We start from the raw sequence: 17927 nt of genomic DNA on the forward strand, positions 1-17927 counted from the left end.
AATACACAAATGCTAATTATTTGCTAAGTTAAAGCATTACAAAAGTATAATGCTTATCTTTGCCCATTATATATTTCAATCATATAGTTCATATGAAATTTGATAAAGATTTAGAAGATTTTGATGCTCTAGGAGATGAGCATATAGGCACATCGCAAGACACACCCATGCGTAGTGATGCCTTTAAATTAACAAACGAAGAAAAGATAGACATCATAAAAGACGATGTACGTCATATTATGGAAACCCTAGGTTTAGATTTAAATGACGATAGTTTAAAAGGCACTCCTAACCGGGTTGCTAAAATGTTTGTAAAAGAAATTTTTAGTGGCTTAGACCCTCAAAAAAAACCAAGCGCCTCTACTTTTGATAATAAATATAAATATGGTGAAATGCTTGTTGAAAAAAACATCACAGTTTATTCAACTTGTGAACACCATTTACTCCCTATTGTTGGTAGAGCTCACATAGCTTACATATCTAACGGTACGGTAGTTGGTTTATCTAAAATGAACCGAATAGTAGATTACTTTGCAAAACGTCCGCAAGTACAAGAGCGTTTAACTATTCAAATTGTAAAAGAATTACAAGAAGTTTTAGGCACTAAAGATGTAGCTTGTGTTATAGACGCTAAACACCTTTGCGTAAATTCTAGAGGTATTAGAGACATTGAAAGTAGTACCGTTACTTCAGAATTTGGAGGTCGTTTTAAAGACAAAGCTACCCGTAGAGAATTTTTAGATTACATCAAACTAGAAACAAAATTTTAAGTTAAATACTTCTAACAGATTTCCCAATTACCAACCATGCAACTTTATAATCATCAAGAGATAAAAATATACAACTCAATTAGCGGAAAAAAAGAAACATTTAAACCTATTAACGAAGGACACGTAGGCATGTATGTTTGCGGACCAACCGTTTATAGTAATGTACATTTAGGTAATGTAAGAACCTTTATGTCTTTTGATGTGATTTTTAGATATCTTAAACATTTAGGATATAAAGTTAGATACGTAAGAAATATTACAGATGCTGGTCATTTAGAAAATGATGCCGATGTTGGTGAAGACAGAATTGCTAAAAAAGCACGTTTAGAACAAATAGAACCTATGGAAGTTGTACAACGCTATACCGTTGATTTCCATAATATTTTAAACGCTTTTAACTTTCTACCTCCTAGCATTGAGCCTACCGCTACAGGTCATATTATTGAGCAAATAGAATTAATAAAAAACATTATTGATAACGGATTTGCTTATGAAGTAAATGGCTCTGTGTATTTTGATGTTCATAAGTTTAACGAAACTAACGAATACGGAAAATTAAGTAAACGTAAACTTGATGATTTAATTCACAACACACGCGAGTTAGACGGACAAAGCGACAAAAAAAACCCTCAAGATTTTGCACTTTGGAAAAAAGCCGAACCACAACACATTATGCGTTGGCCATCTCCATGGAGTGATGGGTTCCCTGGCTGGCATTTAGAATGTACTGCCATGAGCACCAAATACTTAGGAGAACATTTTGATATTCACGGTGGTGGTATGGATTTAAAATTTCCGCATCACGAATGTGAAATTGCTCAAAATGAAGCTGCTAAAGGGCAATCGCCAGTAAATTATTGGATGCACGCCAACATGCTTATAATGAATGGTAAAAAAATGGCAAAATCTACAGGTAATTATATTTTACCTGGTGAAATTTTTACAGGCGAAAATCCAAATATAACCAAGGCTTTTGCTCCGGGAGTAGCGCGCTTTTTTATGTTACAAGCCCACTACCGAAGCATTTTAGATTTTACTAACGAAGGTTTATTAGCTAGTGAAAAAGGCTTTAACAAACTTATGGATGCTATAGGCATGTTAGAAAAACTAAACGCTTCTAAAACATCATCAATAGATATTGCTGACTGGAAACAGAAATGTTATGACGCCATGAATGATGACTTTAACACGCCTGTGCTAATTGCTAATTTATTTGAAGGCGTTAAATATATTAATCAAATAAAAGAAGGCTCTCAAACTCTAACTACAGAAGATTTAAACACTCTAAAAGACACACTAAAGGCTTTCACTTTTGATATTTTAGGTTTAGAAAACAGTACACAAAGTAATTCTGGTGATGATAAATTATCAGGAGCTGTTGATGTTCTTATTAAACTAAGGCAAGAGGCTAGAGCTAATAAAGATTTCGCATTATCTGATAAAATACGTGATGAATTAGCTGAAGTTGGAATTATATTAAAAGATGGAAAAGATGGCACCACCTTTTCTGTAAATTAAAATGCCTCATAAATTCTGAAATAATTCAGAATAACAAAGCATGAAAAAAATACTCATAGCACCGTTTTTATTCTTAATAAAAGTATACCAAGTACTTATATCTCCTTTAACACCTGCTAGTTGTAGATATACTCCAACCTGCTCACAATACAGTAAAGAAGCCTTACAAAAACATGGTTTAATTAAAGGTGGATGGCTAGCTTTAAAACGTATTTTTTCTTGTCATCCTTGGGGTGGTTCTGGTTATGACCCTGTACCTTAACACTTACATTTAATAGCTTCTCTAAATCTATGAAACTAAAAATAGATGGTTTTATCCTTGCAATTATAAGCATTATAATCATAGCTTATTTTTTTCCGTATTGGGGCACAGATAAAAGTAATATTCCTATTAATACCATTAGCACTATAGGTGTTTCGTTAATTTTTTTCTTTTACGGTCTTAAACTTAACCCTTCAAAATTAAAAGCCGGACTTAAAAACTGGAAATTACATTTACTTATACAACTGTCTACTTTTTTAATATTTCCTTTATTAATTTTATTTCTCTATCCTTTTATTAAAACTCAAGAGCAAGAAACAATTTGGTTAGCTTTCTTTTTTTTGGCCGCTCTTCCTTCTACAGTTTCGTCATCTGTAGTTATGGTTTCAATTGCAAAAGGAAATATACCAGCAGCTATTTTCAACGCTAGTATTTCTGGCATTATTGGCATTGCAATTACACCGTTATGGATGGGTTTATTTATTAATAACACACAAACAGATTTTGACTTTACAAGCATTTACACAAAACTTATAATACAAATTATTTTACCAGTAATACTTGGCTTATTTTTACAACGTTTTTTAGGCCACTATGCCCAAAAGCATAATAAAAAACTTACGCTTTTTGATAAAGCTGTTATACTTTTAATAATTTATAAAAGTTTTGCAAAATCATTTGATGAGCATATTTTTAACTCGGTATCATTTTGGGATTTAACGTTACTTCTTACAGGGGTATTACTGCTCTTTTTTTGTGCCTTTTTTATAACTGGATTTTTAGCAAAAAAATTACAGTTTAACTATGAAGATAAAATTACAGCGCAGTTTTGCGGAACAAAAAAGTCATTAGTACACGGTACTGTTTTCTCTAAAATACTATTTGGAAACATTGCTTCTATAGGTATTATTCTACTACCTCTTATGTTATTTCATGCCATACAATTATTGATAATTAGTATGGTTGCTACTAGAAAATCACACTAATTATCTATAATTTATAAGCAAACTAGTTCTTTTATTTTTTTGGAATATGATTTAAAATTTCTAAAACAAAATTTTCAATATTTTTGAGTTAAAAAAATTAAAATACGCTTACCTCCTATATGCTGAATCTTTTTATTAATGCACTTGTTTATAAAGTAAGTAAAAAACATTTTCTATCAATATATTTATGGGGGTTTTGGGTCTACCTCCATAGCCTACAAACTTGATTTTATAAAAATTTTCAACTACTTTCGTTTATCGTAGAATATAATTCATTTAAACGATTGCCTAAATTAAAAGCATATAAATGAATATTTGGTTTTTAGCACTAATTATATTAGCAATAGCTGCTATCATGACAATGTCTGGTCGTGGGGGTGGAAATTTTTACATTGTGACGCTTGCCTTAACAGGATTTAGTATGCATGAAGCAGCTACAACTGGCCAATTTATTTTAGTTTTATCTTCTTTATTTGCAACTATTTTTTTTGGTAAGAATAAAGTTGTTAGCTGGAAACTGGTATTAGTTATTGGCGTTATGACATTCGTATCTGCTTTTTTAGGTGGTTTTTTATCTGATATTTTTAATGATAAAATACTAAAAATTGTTTTTGCTATATTTATTTCAGTAGCAGCTTTTTTGATGTTACAACCAATAAAAACAGAAATAAAAACAGCAGGCAGATTTTTCATTAAACTACAATCAAAAAATGAAACATATAATTTAAATCTGCTTGTTGTAGTCCCAATTGTTTTATTTACTGGTTTTGTTTCTGGAATGGTTGGCATTTCTGGCGGCTCTTTTTTGGTTCCATTAATGGTATTGCTCATTAGAGTTCCAATAAAAATTGCAGTAGGAACATCAACAACATTAGTTATGATTACTGCATTAGCAGGGTTTTTGGGACATTTTAGCTCTGGACATTTTGATACAGAAGTAGCTATTCCTTTAGCTATTGGTGGAATTATTGGTGCAATAATTGGAACTAAATTAACATTGAAAACAAATCCTAAAACCTTAAAAATTATTTTTGCTACAACTTCTCTTATTGCTGCATTATTAATGATATATAATGTTTTACGATAAACAAATAAGATGATTCATAAAAAAATTAATAGAAATAAACACGAAACGCTAACAACGATGAATATAAGTAACTGCTTGTTCTCAACTACTTAAAAAAAACTTGCAGATTTTCAGCTTAGTACGTACTTACAAAGTTAAGCGCCAACCTGAACAACTACTGATAGCTGAAACCTATAAACAAATCTCTAAAATTTTATGCCTCTGGAATATGCTTTAAAATCTCCAGTACAAATTTCCAATACTTTTGAACTGATGAAATTTGAGCACGTTCATCTGGCGAGTGAGCTCCTTTTATGTTAGGACCAAAGCTAATCATTTCCATATCTGGGTAATTAGTTCCAAGAATACCACATTCTAACCCAGCATGACATGCAGCTACATGTGGTTTTTCGCCATTTAAATCTTCATAAAGTTTAGTCATTACTTTTAAAATAGAAGAATTCATATTAGGTGTCCATCCTGGGTAATCTCCAGAAAATTCTACCTCGCAACCTGTTAACTCAAAAGTAGCTCTTAAAGTATTAGCCAAATCCATTTTAGCACTTTCTACCGAGGAGCGTGTTAAACATAAAATTTTAATTTCACCTTCCTTAATAAGTACTCTTGCTAAATTATTAGATGTTTCAACCAAATCTGGAATATCAGCACTCATTCTATAAACACCATTTTGTGCCGCATACAAGGCCCTTGTTATACCTTCTTGCACTCCTAAATCCATGATTTTTTTTGGAGTGTCGCATTTAGATATTACAACATCTAAATCGGGTTCTGTGGTTTTAAACTCTTTTTTTATAGCTTCTGTAATATTTGAAATTTCTAACAAAAAAGCCTCTTCATGAACAGCATCAATGGCTACTATAGCTTTACTTTCTCGGGGAATAGCATTGCGCAATCCGCCACCATCAATTTCAGAAATACGCAAACCAAAATTTTCAAAACCATCAAAAAGTAGGCGGTTCATTATTTTATTGGCATTCCCCAATCCTTCGTGAATTTGCATGCCAGAATGTCCTCCTTGTAACCCTTTTACTTCTATGGTAAACCCTATTTTAAACTCGGGTGTTTCTTCTTCATTATAAGTTCTGGTCGCTGTAACATCAATACCTCCAGCACACCCTACACCTATCTCGTCATCTTCTTCGGTATCTAAATTTAAAAGAATACCGCCGGTTAAAAGTCCGCCTTTTAACCCCATAGCACCAGTCATACCTGTTTCTTCATCAATAGTAAATAAGGCTTCAATGGCAGGATGTGGAATATTGGTACTTTCTAAAATGGCCATAATGGTTGCCACTCCTAAACCATTATCGGCTCCCAAAGTGGTGCCTTTTGCTTTTACCCAATCTCCTTCAACATACATGTCTATACCTTGGGTGTCAAAATCAAAATTGGTATCGTTATTTTTTTGATGTACCATATCTAAATGCGACTGCATAACCACAGTGGTTTTGTTTTCCATTCCAGCTGTGGCTGGTTTTTTAATAATTACATTTCCAACCTCATCAACTAGGGTTTCTAATCCTAGATTTTCACCAAAAGTTTTCATAAAAGCAATAACGCGTTCTTCTTTTTTTGAGGCTCTTGGTACAGCATTTAAATCGGCAAATTTATTCCAAAGTTGTATTGGTTGTAATTGTCTTATTTCTGAGTTCATATTTTTATTTATAAAGATTTTCAAAGATAGCAAATACACATTGAAATTGGCAGTTACTCCTGATTGAAGTGGTATCCTTTTTTGAGGTACGAAAAAAAGATTTAACGGAAAGCAGGAAGAAACCTTAATTAGTACACAACTACGCTGCGGTACTTTTTTTTATTATTTTTGAATTTATGTTGAAAGACAAAAAACTTGTTATAGTCCTAAGTTTAATTCCGCAATATTTACTGATTTTGTGGTTATCTAAACACCCTGAGTTTGTAGATGCTTATTATAGTAACGGACTTTACATTTACATTTCTAAAGTTTTTAGATACATGTTGGGCTGGATGCCATTTTCATTTGGCGATTTGGTTTATACCTTAGGTACTATTTATACGTTACGGTGGCTCTATAAAAACAGAAAACGCATACTGAAAGATACTAGAAGGTGGTTTATTGATATTGCTAGTGCGCTTGCCGTTTTGTACTTTGCTTTTCATTTGTTTTGGGGCTACAATTATTACCGTTTGCCTTTACACAAAAACTTAAATTTAGAGGCTGATTATACTACTGAACAACTAGTTTCTGTTACTAAAAAATTAATAGAAAAATCTAACGCTTTACATTTAGAAATAACCAAAAATGATACTTTAAAGGTTACTTTACCATATACAAAACAAGATATTTTTAAAAAAACACCTAAGGGGTATGATAACTTAAAATCTGATTTTGCCCAATTGGAGTACACCCCTAAAAGCATAAAAAAATCGTTGTTTAGTTACCCTTTAACTTACATGGGTTTTAGTGGATATTTAAACCCTTTAACTAATGAAGCGCAGGTAGATGGGTTAATTCCAACCTTTAAATTTCCTACTACATCGGCACATGAAATGGCGCATCAATTGGGGTATGCTGCCGAAAATGAAGCTAATTTTATTGGGTTTTTAGCTTCTATACATAATGATGATATTTACTTTAAATACTGCGGATACACTTTTGGCTTACGCTATTGTTTAAACGAAATTTACAGACGCGATGAAGCACTTTTTGAAGACATTACAAAAACTGTAAATAAAGGCATCTTAAAAAACTACGAAGAAGTTAGACTTTTCTGGGAGACACATGAAAACCCCGTAGAGCCTTTTTTTAAAATATTTTACAGTAATTTTTTAAAAGCAAATAATCAACCAAAAGGGATGGAAAGCTACAGCTATGTAGTGGCCCTTTTGGTTAATTATTTTGATACTAAAACAATATAACTTACTCTATAATTTTAGCACTTTCAGGTTTAATAAAAATATCCTGATTTGGTTTTTCTTTAGAAATTTTAATATTGCTAAAATGGTTTTCGCTATGTACTGTTGTTGGTAAATTATTGGCATATTTATACCTAACAATTGATTTTGGCAATAATACTCCTCCTACTTCTTGCCAATTGTTATAACGTCTAAAATGTAATTCTTTGCCTTTTTCATTGGTAAAAAACGTAACGGTATAACCCAACCATTCCATTCTATAAGTATCAGGATTATAATAAAGTACATATTCATCTTCTGAAGACTCTCCTACGCCATCATGGTAAGAAATACTAATTCCCGGATAGGTTTCCCCCTCAAACTCTAAGGGTTTTGCATCACCATAAATAATACCATCATCGGCCAAAATAAAGGGCATTGCATAAAAATAAAACATAAGATTGTAGTAAAACTTAGGGTTTGCTCCTTTAAATTCAGTACCCTCTTTACTGTTTAACCAAACATTTTCTCCATCGAAACCAATGGTATGATTTGGCATTTCTATTAGAGCCTTTCTGTTTTTTAAATCGGTTTTGGTTATTTCATTACCATCGGGTTTTTCCATGGTAAATTCTAAAAACTGAAATTGTCTCCAAGCATCAATACCGCCATGAGCATCAAATACTTTGGTTAAGTTTTCTGGATAAATACTGGTAGTAACATCAAGGGTTTCGGTTTTGTAATCTGTGATTTCAACGGGTTCTTTTTCTGAATTTTTTTTACAAGAAACAATGGCTAAAGCCAAAACAATAACTAATTTGGTAAACTTCATATAATATATTTTTTTTGGTTTGACGAAGTTATTCCAAAATACTTACTTTTACTTTCATTTTATGAAAGAAATAACAAGTACTCAAAACGCTTTTGTAAAGCAGTTGGCTCAATTAAAAGACAAATCGCGTGAGCGAAGAAAAACAGGCACATTTTTAATTGAAGGGCAACGCGAAATTTCTCTAGCCATAAAAGGTGGTTATGAGTTAGAATCTATTTTGTTTTATTCAGAACTATTTTCTAAAGAAGAATTACATGGTTTAACCAAGCAACCCATAAACCTTATAGAGATTTCAAAAGAAGTCTATCAAAAATTGGCATACCGAGAAACTACCGAAGGAGTTTTAGCCGTTGCTAAATCTAAAACAAACAGCTTAGAGCATTTAAAATTTACTACTAAAACCCCATTAATTTTGGTTGCCGAAGCCCCAGAAAAACCAGGAAATATTGGAGCACTTTTAAGAACTGCCGATGCCGCCCATGTTGACGCTGTAATTATTGCCAACCCTAAAACAGATTTATATAACCCAAACATTATTAGATCTAGTGTAGGCTGTCTGTTTACAAATCAAATAGCTACTGGCTCAACCACAGAAATTATTGAGTTTTTAAAACAAAATAGCATTAATATTTACGCTGCAATTTTACAAGAATCTGTTGCATACCACACTCAAGATTTCACAAAACCAACGGCTATTGTTGTAGGAACAGAAGCAACGGGCCTAAGTAAAGAATGGCGATTACATGCTACACAAAATATTATTATACCCATGCAGGGAGAAATAGACTCTATGAATGTGTCTGTTGCTGCTGGAATTCTTATTTTTGAAGCCAAAAGACAACGGAATTTTAAATAATGTTATACTGAACTTGTTTCAGCTTCTCTTTTATTATTAAAATCTCTTGAGACCCTGAAATAAGTTCTGGGTGACAATAAAATATAGTTTACAAACATGACAGCAACTACACTTTTCTATATCATAATAGCCATAATCATCATTAATTTTATAGTAGATAAAGTTTTAGATGCTTTAAACGCTAAACATTTTAATGATGCTTTACCACCAGAATTACAAGATGTGTATGATGAAACCGAATATAAAAAGTCGCAAAACTACAAGGCTACTAAGTATAAATTTGGATTAATCACTTCTACCTTTTCAATAGTATTAACACTTGGTTTTTTATTATTAGATGGTTTTGAATTTGTAGATAATATTGCTAGAAGTTACAGTACAAACCCTATAGTTGTAGCTTTAATTTTCTTCGGATTTATTATGATTGCTAGCGATATTTTAACAACCCCTTTTTCATACTACAGCACCTTTATAATTGAAGAGAAATTTGGTTTTAACAAGACCACTAAAAAAACCTTCTTTTTAGATAAACTTAAAGGTTGGCTTATGATGGTTATTTTAGGCGGTGGTATTTTAGCCTTAATTATTTGGTTTTACCAAGCCACTGGCAAACATTTTTGGTTGTATGCTTGGGGGCTAATTACTGTTTTTACAGTTTTTATGAATATGTTTTACTCTAAATTAATTGTGCCTTTATTTAATAAGCAAACTCCTTTAGAAGCCGGTGATTTACGAAATAAAATTTCGGCCTATGCAAAAACAGTTGGGTTTAAACTAGATAAAATTTTTGTTATTGATGGCTCTAAACGCAGCACCAAAGCCAACGCCTATTTTTCTGGTTTTGGAAGCGAAAAACGTGTAACGCTTTTTGACACGTTAATAAACGATTTAAATGATGAAGAAATTGTAGCTGTGTTGGCTCATGAGGTTGGACATTACAAAAAGAAACACATTATTTTTAATTTGGTAGCTTCTATTTTACTAACGGGTTTAACCCTTTTTATTTTATCGTTGTTTATTTCAAATCCGTTATTATCTAATGCTTTAGGTGTTGAAAAAGCCAGTTTTCATGTGGGGCTTATTGCTTTTATGTTGCTCTACTCGCCTATTTCTGAAGTTACCGGATTAATAATGAACACATTCTCTAGAAAATTTGAATACCAAGCCGATGATTATGCTAAAAACACTTATAAAGGTGAACCGCTAATTACTAGCCTTAAAAAGCTTTCTAAAAATAGTTTAAGTAACTTAACACCTCACCCTGCTTATGTGTTTATGCATTACTCACATCCTACTTTGTTGCAGCGGATTAAGAATTTAAGGAAGTAATTTTATACTTCAATTTAGATTTGAACCACGCTTGATTTTGTACGAAAATTTAACTACTTTCGTTTAACGTTGGATATAAGTCATTAAAACGACGTATATCCTTTAAGTTGTCAGTAATTTGGGACTATGAATAAACCAATGAAAAAGATAATTGCAAGAGAAATTTTAATTTTTTTTTCTTCGTTCGTTATTTATGGAATAATAATTTTAATATGGACATTTATCAATCATAGATTTGAAAAAACTGTATCAGAAGAAAATAAAAATTTAAGATCTTTGAAAATTCAACAAATTGAATCAAATGAAAATCTTGATTTACTAATTAATGATTTTTATGGAAAATATTATAATCAAGTAATAAGTAGCAAAAAAAAAGATAGTATAAAAAAAATATATAAATATAATCCTGACACCTTACTTATAAACGCTTATAAAGATTTAAATAAGTCATTACCTCTTTCTCAACTTCAAAAGATAAAAAAGACCTACAATCTAAACAATCTTATTGCTTTTAAAGATTTATCAAAAATAAACGAATTACAAAAAAAACTGGATAATAGAAAAACATCATTCTTTTACAAACAAAAAGCAAACGAAAACTACACAACATTAGCTATTATAATATTTCTATTATTTTTCATTTTACGTTATTTCTATTATATCATAAAATGGAGTTTAAAAACAGTTAAAGAATAATGGAACATAATAGAATGATTTATAGACCAGATATACGAATAAACAATCCTATATATTTAATGAAACAAGTAGAAGCATTAATGCAACTTGGTTTTCAAAATAAAAATACATCTTCAATTATATATTCTTGTTTGGAATGCAGAATTGCACTTGAACTTTTAGATTTAAATAAAATATTATTATCTGTTAAACCAGAAGAAAAACTGAAAATCATTGAAGAATCAAAACCAAAAAATGGAATTGATAAATTAGGTCAAAAAAAAGAAATACTGAAAGAAAGGTATCAATTGTTTTTTCAAGCTATGAATGAAGTATTGTGCTTAAACTCTAAATATTATAACTTCAAAAAATCAAAAAGCTTACAATTTGAATTAAGCACTTATATTCACTCTTATCATATGGCTGACGAAGATTTAAATTTTGATTCAAAAAACATTCAAAATGCAATATTGTTAATCAACGAAGTTGACCCTTTTATAAAATCTTCCCTTATTAAAAAAAATAATGAATATCTATGTGTTGGAATGGAAGTTGAGTCTTTGCCTGTTGAAGATAAAAAGTTATTGATAAAATGGAAAAATGATTTCAAAATGGATTATGATGAATTAAAAAAAAACTTGAAGAAAAATGTAATTTCAAGAAAAAAATAAAAACTACTGGCAACACCGTATTTAATTTATTGCTAGTTCTAGCCTACTTCTGAAGTTACCGGATTAATAATGAACATATTCTCTAGAAAATTTGAATACCAAGCCGATGATTATGCTAAAAACACTTATAAAGGTGAACCGCTAATTACTAGCCTTAAAAAGCTTTCTAAAAATAGTTTAAGTAACTTAACACCTCACCCAGCTTATGTATTTATGCATTACTCACACCCTACCCTTTTACAACGGATTAAGAATTTAAGGAAGTAATTTTATACTTCAATTTAGATTTGAACCACGCTTGATTTTGTACGAAAATTTAACTACTTTCGTTTAGCGTTGGATATAAGTCATTAAAACGACGTATATCCTTTAAGTTGTGTGCTATACGACCCAACCTTAGAAAATGATTGAAATATATGATAAGCTCAGAATTTTGTTATGAATATTAAATAATTTGTATATTAGAAATCATTTTTTGATAAAATGAATAAACGCTACTTACTTCATTTATTGCTTGGATTCTTTTTTTCTTATTCTCTACTTTCATATAGTCAGGAATTTGAAATAGGTTTACCAATAGGACATTCTTCATCAGTTTCAAGTTCCAAATTAATACAAGATGGTAAACTATTAGTAACAACTTCTGATGATGGGAGTATTGGAGTTTGGGATTTCAATTCTGAAAGATTTTTGTATCAATTATTACATAGGGAAAGTGAACAAAGCTTTAATCTTGATTCAGAGATTAGTCCAGATGAAACTACAATTGTTACATGGGAACGGGGAAAAGATGTAATTAAAGTTTGGGATATAAATGAAGGAAAACTTAAATTTAGTATTGAACTAAATGAAGAAGAGAACAATACTGAAGAGAACAACTTTCTTTTAGTAGATGACGATATTAATGTTCATGACATTAAATTTTCAGCAGACGGAAAGCACATTGTCTTAGCAGACCTAAATGGTTTTATTTCACTTTGGAATATTGAAACTGGTTTAAAAGAAAAGGAATTCAAGACCAATATAGATTACATAGAATCAATTGGTGTAGCAGAAAATAATCAATTAGTGAAAGTTTCAGGTGATACAATAACAGAAATATGGAATATAAAAAACAGCAAGCTAATACAGTCGTTTTCTTCATCTTTAGATTATACAAAGCCTGCTTATAGTAAAGACAGTAAATTAATTGCTTTTCAAAGTTTGAAAAACACAATTCAAGTTTTTAATATTAAAAAAGGAAAATTAATACATGAGTTTGAAACAGGATTTAATGATGAAAATTATCATGAAAAAATTATAAATATCAGTCCAAATAACAAGTATCTAGCCTGCTCAAGTGTTAATAATGAAGAGTTTAAAATTTGGAACCTTAAAACTGGTGAATTAGATTTTGAATGTGATGCACATGAAAGCACAATTTACTCACTAAAATTTAGTAATGATAGTAATTATATTGCTTCATCTTCTTTGGATAATACTGCAATAGTATGGAAGTTAGATGACAAAGAAATAAGTTGGAGAGTTTTTAGTAAACATATTAAAGCTGTAAATGATGTTGAATTTAGTGAAGACGATAATTATATAATTACATCTTCTTATGATAATTCTTCAATAGCCTGGGATTATAAAGGTAAAAGAAGCCCAAAAATATTTAGAAATAAAACAAATACTGTGTCTTCAATAGAGCTATATAAAGATGACCAAAGGATAATTACAGGAATAAATAACTATGTTTTAATTTGGGATTTAAATGCAGGGAAATTAATGCAGATTTTAGAGAATGAGTATCCAGTTGTTCATACAGAATTAATAAAATCAGACAAAAAATTACTTGCTACTACTACAGAATATTTAACCTTTTGGGATTTAAAATCAAACGCTAAAGAAAACAGATTTCATTCAAAATTATATAGTAATATCATAATGGAGTCATCACATTTTTTAGATGGTGCATCAAAAGATAATTCTAAGTTTTATGCAGGTACTGATGACTATGTTTGGATACTTTTTGGAGATAGAACAAAAACTACTTGGAATGTCAATTCTGGTGTAGAAAATTATGTTTTGTTTGAACCTTCCTATGTTCTAGGTTCATATTATATTAATCAGTATGATGCTAACTCGTTGGATCTATATCGTAAACGTAAAGATCTAACTAATTTTGATGAAAAAGATGTTCTCATAAAGCAATTTATTGGTGATAAAGGTTTTATAGACAAAAAAGAAAAATTTGTTGCAATATTAGATTTTAATACTGTTTTAATCTGGAATATAGAAGAAGGAAAGCAACAAAGTTTAATAGAAAATAAAAATAGTAGAATTACTAATGTTGAGTTTACAAATGATGGTAAATATATTATAACATCATCAAAGGATGGAAGTCTCACGTATTGGAATTTAAAAACTGGTGAAAAAATAATTACGCTTTATGTACTAGATGATAATGAATCTATATGGCTCCTTCCAAATGGATATTATTTTGCTTCCAAAGCAGCAGCTTCCAAACTCTATTATAAAAAAGGATTAGAAACCATTGGATTTGAACAGTTAGATGTAAAATACAATCGTCCAGATAAGGTGTTAGAAGTATTAGGAGAAATTACAGGCGCAGATAATAGTAAAATGATAAATGCTTACAAAAAAGCTTGGGAAAAACGTATAAGAAAGCTAGATATTGATACAACCAGTTTTAGACAAGGTTTTTCTGTTCCAGAAAGTGAATTTTACAACAGAGATAAAATTGCTTATGAGCTAAATAAGTCAGAACTAAAACTCCACATTAAAGGTTCTGATAAAACGTATAAACTAGACCGTTTTAATATTTGGATAAACGAAGTACCTGTTTATGGTCGTAAAGGGATTTCTTTAAAATCTAGAAACACTAATGCTATTGATACTACACTTACTGTAAAGCTGTCTAAAGGCGAAAATAGAATAGAAACATCCATACTTAATGTTAATGGTATTGAGAGTTACAGACAACCACTTTATGTAAACTATACACCAAAAGAAGACATAAAAGAAAAACTATATTTTGTTGGTATTGGAGTAGATAAATACCAAGAAAAAGGAAACGATTTAAATTACTCAGTTAAAGATATTAAAGACTTATCTGTTCAGCTTAAAGAAAAGTATGGCAATCAGATTCAAATAGATACGTTATTCAATCAAAATGTAACTGTATCAAACATTAAGAAGCTTAAACAGCAATTAGAATCGTCTAAAGTAGATGATAAGGTGATTATAAGTTTTTCAGGACATGGTTTGCTTAGTGAAGATTTAGATTATTATCTAGCAATGTATGATGTAAACTTTAGTTCACCAGAACAAAACGGATTGCCTTACAAAGATTTAGAGTATTTGTTAGATAGTATACCTTCCAGACATAAACTATTACTTATAGATGCTTGCCATAGTGGAGAAGTAGATAAAGAAGAAATAGAAACTATAGAAGAAGTAGAAAAACTCAAAGAAGGCTTAAAAGGATCTATTGTTATAAAAGCTAAAAAGCCAAAAATGGGCATGAAGAATAGTTTTGAGTTAATGAAAGAACTGTTTAATAATGTGGATAGAACAACTGGAGCTACAGTTATATCTGCAGCAGCAGGAACAGAGTTTGCACAAGAACGAGGCAATCTTAAAAATGGTGTGTTTACCTATTGTATTTTAAACCAGTTAAAAGAAAAAGAAACCATTTCTGTAAGCGAATTAAAACAATTGGTAAGCGAACATGTAAAAGAGATTACTAACGGTTTACAACAACCAACAAGCCGAAATGAAACTATTGAAAATGATTGGAAAATTTGGTAAAAACTAAATGCACACAACTAATGGTAACCGTTGCACAATCCATTAAAAACAATAAATTTTAGTTCAAAAACTCGTTTTTAAGGAGCTTTTATTTATTGCAATTTATTTATTGTTAAAAAATAAAAGACGGCCAAAAGCCTTATTTGGAGCACCAATGCACTTTTAACCGTAAAACAAAATGACGTATATCCTTTAGGTTGGTAACAACCTAAACAAAACCAGAACTTTAGAACAAAATTCAGATAATTATGTTTGATTATGGAATTGACACATATAAGTCGCTGACAAAAATCATTAAGCTAAAATTCAATGCAGAATTGAAAGATAGCGGAATTGAACTTCAAGGAATTTACTCAATGAAAAATTTGGTAACAGAAAAAGAATTTTATCTTCTTGAAGTTAATGGAAAACAAATAAGATTTGCTAACCAAAAAAGTTTTGTAGTTTTATTTGCGGATTTTTTAAATAAAAATATTAAAGAGTTAAACGACAGATATAAATATCTCGTAAATCGACCGACAGACGAATTTAGTGACGAAGTTGGAATTAAAATGGCTTATAAACAAGCAGAATACTATTCAATGAAACAAACTGAATTACTAAAAAAAATGATTGATTTTAGGAATAAACTGTAATTCAAGTAGAAAATGGAAAATCCAGAAAACAACTTATCTTTTATTCCAATTTTGACCGTTTTTTTATCAGGTTTATTTGGTCTTTTAGTTGCAGTTGTAACTTGGAATTTAGCAAGCAAACGTGAAAAGGAAAAATTTAAACAAGATTTAAAGCTACGAGAACTTAAAGAAAAAGAGGAATTATATATTTCTATACTTTCTTCGCTTGATAAAACCGTGAGATTTACAAAAATTGGAAAAGATTATGTGGAATTATACAACGACTTTACTTTTATCACAGCCAAATCACAATTACTTGCGACAGAAAGTATAAATAAGAAATTTAGTGAAATAAGCGACATTTTATATGTTTGGTCTTCTAAATACAAACAAAGTCTTCCGAAAAAAGTTGGTGGAACTGATTTTGGAATAGTAACAAATTTAGACAACGAACACAGAGAAAAAGCAGACGAAATATATCCTGAATTAATAAAGTCAATCAATGAACTTGTTGCTTTAATTAAAAAGGAATTGAATTACTTGAAAAACGAAATTAAAAAATAAATACTTTTGCCAACAAAGACGTGTATAATTAATTGCTAGTTCTAGCCTACTTCTGAAAATCCTCTCGGATTTTCAGTTTAGTCTGTACTTTCTAAAATCAGTGCTAAACCACACAACAAAATCATAGCCGAAACAGTTGTGTATAATTAATAACATTTTAATATTATAACATGAGTAATATAACCTTAAAATTATTATTGAGTAGTTTTTTAATAATTAGTTCTGCATTTAAATCCTATACTCAAGAAAATTTAAATCCTATAAATAAGGTTAAGTATACTATCTTAGATTCAGACTCTAAGAGTTTTAGACCATTTTTTGGAACTGACTTCCGTGAAATCACGTTTAAACTAATTGAATTAAAGAATCTTGAAACAGATTCAACTATATACGGTGTCGAAGTGAATATAAATACCCATGAAATTATACAAGCTGGCACATCAATCGCATTTGCAAATGTTAGTAATTTGTGGGGAGTGTCTACAAGTACTACTTATAATAATATTGAAAAAAGTGGATATATCTTTCTAGATAAAAATGATATGAATAATATTTTAAATTTCCTTAATGAAATTATTAGGTTTTCAAATCAACCACAGGAAAAATTCACTCTTTACAAAATTTCAGTTAGAGACAAATTTCAAATTGGGATGATATATGACCCTGAGACTAACAATAATAATAAATGGGAGTTTGTTTTCGAAGCAAATGATGCTGCATACAGAATGAAATATGATAAAGGATTTTCTCTGTTATTAAGTTTGTCAAAATTCAATAAGTTTTTAAATGAAAATTAAAAATATTAAAAATACCCAACACCTGTTAAATTAATGTGGATTCTGTGCTTTCTCAAAGTTTTGTGTTTATATTTATAAGTCTCCAAAAAAAGAAACAAAACCAAACTAAAAACTAAGGCTTAGAATTTTGGCGATTTTATTCCCACACTAAATCTAGCCAAACACGTTAACCCAACCTCTCCAAAACAACACAAACGTCTATTAAAAACAAATACCAGCAAACACACCTGCGTTAGGGATTGCGGCATTTGTTGGAGCTCCTCGTAGAGAGCGACTGCC

At 30.3% G+C, this 17927-nt stretch carries 16 protein-coding genes and 1 pseudogene; 15 read left to right on the top strand and 2 right to left on the bottom strand.

The window, feature by feature from the left end; translation table 11 throughout:
- Window positions 1-92: 92 nt before the first annotated feature.
- From folE to J1D01_RS05215, 5 genes are all read left to right on the top strand, one after another.
- Window positions 93-770 (top strand): GTP cyclohydrolase I FolE, encoded by a 678-nt coding sequence (folE, locus tag J1D01_RS05195; RefSeq protein WP_372937711.1) that lies wholly within the window; start codon window positions 93-95, stop codon window positions 768-770.
- A 36-nt stretch (window positions 771-806) separates the two neighbouring features.
- Window positions 807-2288 (top strand): cysteine--tRNA ligase, encoded by a 1482-nt coding sequence (gene cysS / locus J1D01_RS05200; RefSeq protein WP_421150066.1) that lies wholly within the window; start codon window positions 807-809, stop codon window positions 2286-2288.
- 40 nt (window positions 2289-2328) lie between these two features.
- Complete coding sequence (yidD, locus tag J1D01_RS05205) at window positions 2329-2550, top strand: membrane protein insertion efficiency factor YidD (RefSeq protein WP_421150067.1); 222 nt, start codon at window positions 2329-2331, stop codon at window positions 2548-2550.
- A 29-nt stretch (window positions 2551-2579) separates the two neighbouring features.
- Complete coding sequence (locus tag J1D01_RS05210; protein ID WP_421150068.1) at window positions 2580-3536, top strand: bile acid:sodium symporter family protein; 957 nt, start codon at window positions 2580-2582, stop codon at window positions 3534-3536.
- Window positions 3537-3843: 307 nt separating this feature from the next.
- Complete coding sequence (locus J1D01_RS05215) at window positions 3844-4623, top strand: sulfite exporter TauE/SafE family protein (RefSeq protein ID WP_421150069.1); 780 nt, start codon at window positions 3844-3846, stop codon at window positions 4621-4623.
- 193 nt (window positions 4624-4816) lie between these two features.
- Here J1D01_RS05215 and J1D01_RS05220 read toward each other — a convergent pair whose 3' ends face one another.
- A complete protein-coding gene (locus tag J1D01_RS05220) occupies window positions 4817-6277 on the bottom strand; it encodes an aminoacyl-histidine dipeptidase (protein ID WP_421150070.1) in 1461 nt (486 codons plus the stop codon).
- Between the two features lie 176 nt (window positions 6278-6453).
- On the opposite strand from J1D01_RS05220, the gene J1D01_RS05225 reads away from it, so the two are divergent.
- Complete coding sequence (locus J1D01_RS05225; protein ID WP_421150071.1) at window positions 6454-7521, top strand: DUF3810 domain-containing protein; 1068 nt, start codon at window positions 6454-6456, stop codon at window positions 7519-7521.
- Window position 7522: 1 nt separating this feature from the next.
- Here J1D01_RS05225 and J1D01_RS05230 read toward each other — a convergent pair whose 3' ends face one another.
- Window positions 7523-8329 carry a DUF6503 family protein gene (locus J1D01_RS05230; protein WP_421150072.1) on the bottom strand — a complete coding sequence of 269 codons (807 nt, stop codon included), beginning with the start codon at window positions 8327-8329 and terminating at the stop codon, window positions 7523-7525.
- A 61-nt stretch (window positions 8330-8390) separates the two neighbouring features.
- Between J1D01_RS05230 and J1D01_RS05235 the strand changes: the two genes are divergently transcribed.
- From J1D01_RS05235 to J1D01_RS05275, 9 genes and pseudogenes are all read left to right on the top strand, one after another.
- Window positions 8391-9185, top strand: coding sequence for a TrmH family RNA methyltransferase (locus J1D01_RS05235; RefSeq protein WP_421150073.1), 795 nt, complete (start codon window positions 8391-8393; stop codon window positions 9183-9185).
- 96 nt (window positions 9186-9281) lie between these two features.
- Window positions 9282-10514 carry a M48 family metallopeptidase gene (locus J1D01_RS05240; protein ID WP_421150074.1) on the top strand — a complete coding sequence of 411 codons (1233 nt, stop codon included), beginning with the start codon at window positions 9282-9284 and terminating at the stop codon, window positions 10512-10514.
- A gap of 138 nt (window positions 10515-10652) precedes the next feature.
- Entirely contained in the window at window positions 10653-11210 is a 558-nt protein-coding gene (locus tag J1D01_RS05245; protein WP_421150075.1) for a hypothetical protein, read from the top strand.
- Between the two features lie 59 nt (window positions 11211-11269).
- Window positions 11270-11860, top strand: coding sequence for a hypothetical protein (locus tag J1D01_RS05250; RefSeq protein ID WP_421150076.1), 591 nt, complete (start codon window positions 11270-11272; stop codon window positions 11858-11860).
- A gap of 42 nt (window positions 11861-11902) precedes the next feature.
- A pseudogene (locus tag J1D01_RS05255) lies at window positions 11903-12127 on the top strand (M48 family metalloprotease); the annotation flags it as partial.
- 216 nt (window positions 12128-12343) lie between these two features.
- Window positions 12344-15673 carry a caspase family protein gene (locus J1D01_RS05260; protein ID WP_421150077.1) on the top strand — a complete coding sequence of 1110 codons (3330 nt, stop codon included), beginning with the start codon at window positions 12344-12346 and terminating at the stop codon, window positions 15671-15673.
- Window positions 15674-15921: 248 nt separating this feature from the next.
- On the top strand, window positions 15922-16308 hold the full coding sequence (locus J1D01_RS05265; protein WP_421150078.1) for a hypothetical protein: 387 nt from the start codon (window positions 15922-15924) through the stop codon (window positions 16306-16308).
- 12 nt (window positions 16309-16320) lie between these two features.
- Window positions 16321-16851, top strand: a complete 531-nt coding sequence (locus J1D01_RS05270) for a hypothetical protein (protein ID WP_421150079.1) — start codon at window positions 16321-16323, stop codon at window positions 16849-16851.
- A 170-nt stretch (window positions 16852-17021) separates the two neighbouring features.
- Complete coding sequence (locus J1D01_RS05275) at window positions 17022-17648, top strand: hypothetical protein (protein WP_421150080.1); 627 nt, start codon at window positions 17022-17024, stop codon at window positions 17646-17648.
- Window positions 17649-17927: the final 279 nt, after the last annotated feature.

Origin of the sequence: Seonamhaeicola sp. NFXS20, from assembly GCF_049132085.1 — a bacterium.
GTDB lineage: Bacteria > Bacteroidota > Bacteroidia > Flavobacteriales > Flavobacteriaceae > Seonamhaeicola.